Source organism: Sanguibacter suaedae (genome assembly GCF_016342785.1).
GTDB lineage: Bacteria > Actinomycetota > Actinomycetes > Actinomycetales > Cellulomonadaceae > Sanguibacter > Sanguibacter suaedae.
Genome location: NZ_JAEINH010000009.1, coordinates 139,248 through 146,730, shown reverse-complemented (window position 1 = coordinate 146,730; position 7,483 = coordinate 139,248). Strand labels below are relative to the sequence as shown.

Here is a 7,483-nt window from a genome sequence, read left to right as displayed (position 1 = left end):
TTGTGCCGGGAGGGGTGGGAGGGGCAGGCGGTGGGGGTGGGTCAGGCGGGGTGGCCGACGTGGACCGTTCGGCCGTCCACGCGCACCGGCCAGGTGCGCAGGTGCTGGGGCGTCGCGCCGACCGCCTCGAGGCACTCGCCGGTGCGCAGGTCGAAGACCTGCTTGTACATGGGCGACGCGACCGTCGGCACGTCACCCCGGGTCCCGACGAGACCGCGGGCCATGACGTACGCCCCGCTGAACGGGTCGAGCTGCTGGACGGCGTGGACCGTGTCGTCGCCCAGCCGGAAGAGGGCGACCTGCTCGCCGTCGACGAGCGCGGGCACACCGCGCTCGGGGACGAGGTCGTCGAGGGTGCAGACCGCGAGCCAGGTGGGCTCGACGACGGCGAGGGGCGGGGTGTCGAGCGTCATGAACGGACCTCCAGCGTGGTTCCGGCGACGAGGACGGCACCGCCCTCACGCTCCTGGGGTGTGGCGGGGCGGGCCTGGCCGCGCTCCGCGACGTACGCGAACGACGTGTCGGTGACGTCGGGCGCGTTGATGAAGGACCCGAAGCGGCGGAGCTTCTCGGGGTCGTCGAGGGTGGCGGCCCACTCGTCCTGGTAGCTGTCCACGTGCGCCGCCATGGCTGCGTCGAGGTCGGCGCAGATGCCCAGGGAGTCCTCCATGATCACCTGACGGACGCCCTCGAGGCCGCCCTCGACCTCCTCCATCCAGGGTGCGGTGCGCTGCAGGCGGTCGGCGGTGCGCACGTAGTACATGAGGTACCGGTCGATGGTCCGCACCAGGGCCTCGGTGTCGAGGTCCTCGGCGAGGAGCTGGGCGTGGCGGGGCGTGAACCCGCCGTTGCCGCCCACGTACACGTTCCATCCCTTGTCGGTGGCGATGACGCCGACGTCCTTGCCGCGGGCCTCCGCGCACTCGCGGGCGCAGCCGGACACCCCGAGCTTGATCTTGTGGGGTGACCGCAGCCCGCGGTACCGGTTCTCGAGCTCGACGGCGAGGCCGACGGAGTCCTGCACCCCGAACCGGCACCACGTGGACCCGACGCAGGACTTCACGGTCCGCAGGGACTTCCCGTACGCCTGCCCCGACTCGAATCCGGCGTCGACGAGCCGCGACCAGATGGCGGGGAGCTGGTCCATGCGCGCCCCGAACATGTCGATCCGCTGCCCGCCGGTGATCTTCGTGTAGAGCCCGAACTCCTTGGCGACGGCCCCGATGACCATGAGGCCCTCCGGGGTGATCTCGCCGCCGGGGATGCGCGGCACCACGGAGTAGGAGCCGTCCTTCTGCATGTTCGCCATGACGTGGTCGTTGGTGTCCTGCAGGGAGGCCATCTCGCCGGCGAGGACGTGCTCGGGGCCGGTGGACCCGAGGATGTTCGCGACGACGGGCTTGCAGATGTCGCACCCTCGCCCGCCGCGCCCGTGCCGGGCGACGATGTCGCTGAAGGTCCGCAGCCCGGTGACGCGCACGGCGTCGAAGAGCTGGGCGCGGGACATGTCGAAGTGCTCGCAGAGGGCCTTGGAGACCTCGATGCCGGACTTCTCGAGCTCGGTGGTGACGATCTTCTTCACGAGCGGCAGGCAGGACCCGCAGCTGGTGCCGGCCTTGGTGCACGCCTTGACACCGGGGAGGTCGGTGCAGCCGTGCTCGGTGATGGCCCCGCGGATGGTGCCTGCGGAGACGTTGTTGCAGGAGCAGACGTTCGCGTCGTCGGGGAGGTCGCCGCCGGGGGCGGGCGCGGAGCCCTCGGGGAGGAGGTAGGCGCCGGGGTCGCCGGTGAGCTCGCGGCCGACGAGGGGGCGCAGGCCCGCGTAGGCGGAGGCGTCCCCGACGAAGACCCCGCCGAGGAGGGTCCGGGCGTCGTCGGACAGGACGAGCTTCTTGTACACGCCGGCGACGGGGTCGGCGTAGACGAGCTCCATGGCGCCCGCGGTGCGGCCGAACGCGTCCCCGAAGCTGGCGACGTCGACGCCCTGGAGCTTGAGCTTGGTCGCGGTGTCGGCACCGGGGAACGTCGCCTCACCCCCGAGGAGACGGTCGACGACCACCTCGGCCATCGCGTACCCGGGGGCGACGAGGCCTATGCAGCGGCCCTCGATGCACGCGACCTCGCCGACGGCCCACACGTGCGGGTCCTCGGTGTGGCACGCGAGGTCGACGACGGCGCCGCCGCGTTCCCCGACGGGCAGCCCGGCGGCGCGCGCCAGCTCGTCGCGGGGGCGCACACCGGTGGCGAGGACGACGACGTCGACGTCGAGGCGCCCGCCGTCGACGAAGTCGAGGTGCCCGACGTGACCGGTGCGCTTCGAGGGCTTCATCTCCTTGGTGGCGGTGCTGGCCCGGACGCCGATGCCCATGCGGTTGATGAGGCGCTTGAGGGCCTCACCACCACCGAGGTCGATCTGGGCGTCCATGAGGTGGGTGCCGAACTGGATGACGGTGGCCTGGGAATCGAGGGCCTTGAGCGCACCGGCGGCCTCGAGGCCGAGAAGACCGCCACCGATGACGGCACCACGGACGGGCTGGCTGCTGCCGCGGCGCTTCTCCTCGACCCAGCCGCGCAGGGCCGCGACGTCGTCGATGGTGCGGTACACGAACACACCGGGCAGGTCGGCACCAGGGATGGGTGGCACGGCGGCGTTGGAGCCGGTGGCGAGGACGAGCTCGTCGTAGTCCCACACGCGGCCCAGGCGGTCGGTGACCTGCTGGGCGTCGCGGTCGATCACGTCGATCCGGCAGTCGCGGACGATGGTCACCAGGGGGTCGTCCCACAGGCCGGGGTCCCCGAGGTTGAGCTCCTCGGGATCCCGCGCGGAGAAGTACGACGTGAGGGCCACGCGGTCGTACGGGTAGCGGGGCTCCTCGGCGAAGAGGGTCACGCGGTACGTGCCGTCGGTGTCGCGTGCGCGGAGCGCCTCGACGAGACGCTGGGCGACCATGCCGCCGCCGACGACGACGAGGTGCTTGCTGGGTGCGAGTTCCTGGGCCATGTCCACAACGGTAGGAACCGCGGGTTTCCGCCGATCACGCGGGGAGTTTCTCTCCCGTAACACTCTCCTCACTTCTCACGGCATCGCTCCGTGAGATGTGCGGACAGGCAGCAGACTCGGACCCGGGATTGGCCAGACGACCAGCCCTCGGCCTCACGCCTCCGAGCAAGTGTCACCAACGTCATGACACAGAGCACCTAGTCGGATCGCACCGCCAGGGCAGGCTGGATCGTCGCGGCGCGCAGTGCGGGATAGAGCGAGGAGATCAGTCCGGCGAGGACTCCGACGCCCGGCCCGAGCACCAGCCACCATGCGGCGACCGTCGCGGTCCAGCTGCTCGCCGCTGCCACCACGACGAGGGCCACCAGTGCGAATGCACTGCCCGCAAGCCCTCCGAGGAGGCCGGTGAGTGCACCTTCGGCAAGGAAGAGGGCAGCCACGTTCCGACGAGATGCCCCCATGGCGCGGCGCACTCCGATCTCGCTGGTTCGCGCCATGACGGAGACGACCATCGCATTCGCGATCAGCAGGATCGTCAGCATCAGCAGAAACCCACCGATACCGGCCGCGAGACGGTCGAGCTGGGTGGTGACTCCGGTGCGCAGCTGGTTCACGTCGACGACCTGCGACGCGGTGAGACGCTCCGGTGCGTCGGGCCGCAGAGCGAGTCGGATCGCTCTGGAGATCGGCGCGCCCGCGCCGCGTTCTACACGGACGAGCATCCGGGTCGCGCGGTCGTCGCCGACAGCACCGACCGCGCGCGTGTACGGCACCGCCACGACGGCCGCCAGGTCGACGGACCCGCCGTGCAGGAAACCGACGACCGAGTGGGAGACACCGTCGATGCTCACGCTGAGACCCGTCGGGTCGTCGGTGACCGGGATGCCAAGGTGCTCGGCGGCGACGGGGCCGAGGAAGACGACCGGCTCGCCACCGTCCAGCATCCACGCAGGTGCGTCCCCGACGCTCGCGGCACTGGCGCGCAGGTAGCCGGACGTCATGCCGGCGACCGACACGCCCGCGACCGGGTCGTCGGTCGGTAGGCCGTCGCGGCTCACGAGTGCGGGGACGAGCCCTGTGACGTCGAGGCGCCGACCCGCTCCTGCGACGAGGTCCAGGTTCTCCGCGCGCAGCTCCGCGTCGCGAGGGAAGGTCTCGACCGGCCCTGTCGCAGGGTCATCGCCTGGTGTGATGGTGCCGCCGCCCGGCGTCCCCCCTCCGCTGACGGTCACCGAGACGACATCGAGCGTCGAGGCTGCCAGATCGGCGTCCACCTGATGGGCGGCGACCGACGAGATCGCGATCGCCGCGACCAGCGCTCCGGTCGCGAGGGCGACGGCCGTCATCATGAGGACCGCCCGCATCCGCCGGGCATGCATCTCGATGACGACGTCGCGCACTACCTCGGCGAACCGGTCGACCTGCGTGCGCACGCTCATCCTCGGACCGCCTCGGTGAGTCGCCCGTGGGCGAGATGAACCGTCCGGTCCGCCCAGCGCGCGATGCGCGTGTCGTGGGTGATGACGATGACCGCGACTCCGTTGGCGGCCTGTTCGTCGAACAAGGACAGGATGTTGTCGGCGTTGTCCTCGTCGAGGTTGCCGGTCGGCTCGTCCGCGAGTAGGACGCGAGGGCGGCTGATCACGGCCCGGGCGACGGCGAGCCGCTGCTTCTCACCACCGGACAGGAGCCGTGCCAGGGACCGGCGTCGGTGGAGGAGACCTACACGTTCGAGCGCCTCGCTCGTGCGGTCCGGCCAGGAGGACCGTGGGAGCGCTGAGATGGCCAGCTTGATCTCGAGGTTCTCGGTGACCGTGCGGTGGCCGAGGATGTGGTTCTCCTGGAAGACGAACCCGAGCGAGTTCGCCCGCAGCCGGTCGCGGCCGGCGTCAGTGAGCTCCCGGGTGTCCTGGCCCATCAGGTGCACCGAACCTGTGGTCGGCACGTCGAGCAGGCCGATGATGTTCAGGAACGTCGACTTCCCGGAGCCCGACCTCCCGACGACGGCGACCCGCTCCCCGCTCTGGGCGACGAAGTCGACACCGCCCAGCGCATGGATCGGCGGGCTGGTGGGGTAGGTCTTGTGGACGTCCACGACCCGCAAGAGCGTCATCGCGACCCGCTCACCACCACGCGGTCGCCCTCGCGCAGATCAGCCGCATCCACGATGGCATACCCGTCGTTGGTGGCGAGGACGTCGACGTCGACGCGGTCCTCCGGCCCGATCGCGCTGCTGTTCCCCGAGCCGTCGCCGCCGGCATCGCGCAGCACGAACGTGGATCCGGCGTCCTCCCGCAGCGCGACGACCGGGACGGACAGCCCTTCGACCGCTGGGGCGGTGCCCGTCGCGGTGACGAGGATGTCGCTGCCGTCCTCGAGTCCCGTGGCGTCGTCGAGGGACAGCGTGATGTCGCGGCCCGGAAGTGCACCCTCGTCGCCGCCTCCGGTGTCGAACTCGCCGATCGCGACGACGGTGGCTTCGTGTGCGACGCCCGGGTCTCCCACCTTCGTCGTCTGCACTGTGCTGCCGATCTCGAACGCGGTGACCTGGGCGGCATCGACGCGGGCGGTGACGCTGGGGCTGCCGGACCGCAGGGTGGCCAACGGGTCTTCGCCGAGGACGGTTCCGACGCCGGCGACGGTCAGCACCGTGGCGCCCTCCGCTCCGACCCTCGTCACCTCGGACATGGGCAGGGGTGTCAGGGCCGCGAAACGTGCCTCGGTGAGGTCCGTCCGGGCGTCGGCGACGGCTCGCGCCGATACGGCGGCGGCCGTCGGGCCGTCAGGAGCACCCGTGTCCGATGAGCTGGTCGACTCGGCTGCCAGGGCCTCGGCGACCGCGTCCTCAGCCGCGGCGACGAGCGCGTCCGCTTCTGCGCTCGGCGACGGTGCTGAGGCTCCCGCGCCGGCGTACAGGGCCTCGATGGCTCTCGCAGTCCCTTCGCCATACCGCCCGTCGACGGTGCCCGTGTAGAACCCCAGAGCGGCCAGCGCCTGCTGGAGCACCCGGACGTCGTCGCCCTCGTCTCCGGGAAGCACGTCGCGGTAGAGGGGGAACGGGAGGTCGAGAGCGATGACGGGTCGACCTGACACGGTGGCGAGGACCTGCCCAGGCATGAGCAGCTCACCCGCGCCATGCTGGACTCCCGTGACCACCTGGGGGTCTGTTCCCATCGCGAGGACGGTCTGGTCCGTCCCGAGCCGGACCCGACCCGTGACCGGCGTCGTCCTCGGACCGAGGCTCCGGGTCGTCACCTCTGCAGTGACCAGCGGGTCCGCGTGCGAGTTGGCGATCGCGGACTCCCACGGGGAGCGCACCTGCGTCCCGACGAGGAATGCGACGACCAGCGCCATGATGCAGCCTGCCGCCCAGAGCCATAGCCACCGAGCGCGGGACAGCGACCCACCCGTGCTGGTGGTGGGGTCAGGTGGGGTGGCTGTCTCTGTGGCGGGCTCGGTCACGCGACAGGCTCGAACATGTCACCGTTCGCCGCGATCACCGCTCGTGCCTTGACGACGGCCTCGTCGATCTGGGCTCGCTTGGCGATCAGCTCGTCGGCGTACTTCTCCACGAGCGGAGCCTGCAGCTCGGCCTCGACCTTCGCGAGTCGCATGGTGAAGTCGATCTCCTCCTTGCACGTCACGACCTGCATCGCCAGGACGATCTGCTCCTCGCTGATCTCGTCGGCGCGCGCACCTCGTGGGTACCAGGCGAGCTCGTCCCCCGGTTCCAGTCCGTGATCCTCGTAGCACTCCGTGAGCTCGGACACCAGCTCCTCGGTGCGGTCGTCGCGCAGCAGGGCCTCCGGAAGGGCCTGCATGGACTCCTCCCACGGCCCGTCATGGGTCAGGGCCGCTGCGAACATCTTCTGTTCCGGCCCGTCCACGCACTCGTCGACGACCGCCCAGTCCGCTTCTGTCAGTCTCGCGTTGGGCGGCACAGTGGGCTCCGCGGTGCCTTCTGCTCTCTCGGTGATGCCGTTCGCGACGAGGTCGTTGTCCGACGACGGCGAGACGAAACCGAAGCGCTGCGCCTGGTCCGTGGTCCAGGGACCGAAGTAGGACTCCGACTCGTAGATCGCGTGGGATGACTCCGGTAGCTGGCCGCTCGCCTGAGCAGGAACGCCCTGGTCCCGTGCGCAGCGGAACGTCAGGACGCTCCCGGCCACCGTCAGGACGTCCAGCTCCTCCGGTGTCTCCACGAAGCGATCGAGCGGAAGGCGCACCGCTCCTGCCTGCTCATCCAGCTCCGGTGCCATCGCGATGCCGCGGATCTCGTCCGGCACGGCCGGACGGTCTCCGCCGGCCCCTGTACCGCAACCTGCCGTCGCACAGACGAGTGCTGCGGACAGCAGCATCACTTTCCCCCGGGACATTCCCACACCCATCACTATTGCCTTCCGCACCACAGAGAGTCCCGGGGGGGGGGGGGCGGCGCCCCGCACAGGGGGGGGGGCCCACAACCAACCCGGGAAAAAAACC

General features: G+C 70.8%; 6 protein-coding genes. All 6 read right to left on the bottom strand.

Annotated elements, in window-relative coordinates; genetic code table 11:
• Positions 1-41 precede the first annotated feature (41 nt).
• The 6 genes from nirD to JAV76_RS11925 all read right to left on the bottom strand — a co-directional run bounded on the left by nirD (position 42) and on the right by JAV76_RS11925 (position 7,287).
• Positions 42-413 carry a nitrite reductase small subunit NirD gene (gene nirD, locus JAV76_RS11950; RefSeq protein WP_198734283.1) on the bottom strand — a complete coding sequence of 124 codons (372 nt, stop codon included), beginning with the start codon at positions 411-413 and terminating at the stop codon, positions 42-44.
• Positions 410-3,001 carry a nitrite reductase large subunit NirB gene (gene nirB / locus JAV76_RS11945; protein WP_198734282.1) on the bottom strand — a complete coding sequence of 864 codons (2,592 nt, stop codon included), beginning with the start codon at positions 2,999-3,001 and terminating at the stop codon, positions 410-412. The genes nirD and nirB overlap by 4 nt, the downstream gene beginning before the upstream one ends.
• Before the next feature lie 197 nt (positions 3,002-3,198).
• Positions 3,199-4,434, bottom strand: a complete 1,236-nt coding sequence (locus JAV76_RS15275; RefSeq protein ID WP_198734281.1) for an ABC transporter permease — start codon at positions 4,432-4,434, stop codon at positions 3,199-3,201.
• A gap of 2 nt (positions 4,435-4,436) precedes the next feature.
• A complete protein-coding gene (locus JAV76_RS11935; RefSeq protein WP_198734280.1) occupies positions 4,437-5,114 on the bottom strand; it encodes an ABC transporter ATP-binding protein in 678 nt (225 codons plus the stop codon).
• Complete coding sequence (locus tag JAV76_RS11930) at positions 5,111-6,355, bottom strand: peptidoglycan-binding protein (protein ID WP_198734279.1); 1,245 nt, start codon at positions 6,353-6,355, stop codon at positions 5,111-5,113. Before JAV76_RS11930 ends, JAV76_RS11935 begins: the two co-directional genes overlap by 4 nt.
• A gap of 104 nt (positions 6,356-6,459) precedes the next feature.
• Entirely contained in the window at positions 6,460-7,287 is an 828-nt protein-coding gene (locus JAV76_RS11925; protein WP_198734278.1) for a hypothetical protein, read from the bottom strand.
• Between the last annotated feature and the right edge of the window lie 196 nt (positions 7,288-7,483).

Bases quoted from the DNA above. Each gene is read 5' to 3' on its own strand.
- nirD (WP_198734283.1), bottom strand. From the start codon at position 413: ATGACGCTCGACACCCCGCCCCTCGCCGTCGTCGAGCCCACCTGGCTC.
- JAV76_RS11935 (WP_198734280.1), bottom strand. From the start codon at position 5,114: ATGACGCTCTTGCGGGTCGTGGACGTCCACAAGACCTACCCCACCAGC.
- nirB (WP_198734282.1), bottom strand. From the start codon at position 3,001: ATGGCCCAGGAACTCGCACCCAGCAAGCACCTCGTCGTCGTCGGCGGC.
- JAV76_RS11930 (WP_198734279.1), bottom strand. From the start codon at position 6,355: ATGGCGCTGGTCGTCGCATTCCTCGTCGGGACGCAGGTGCGCTCCCCG.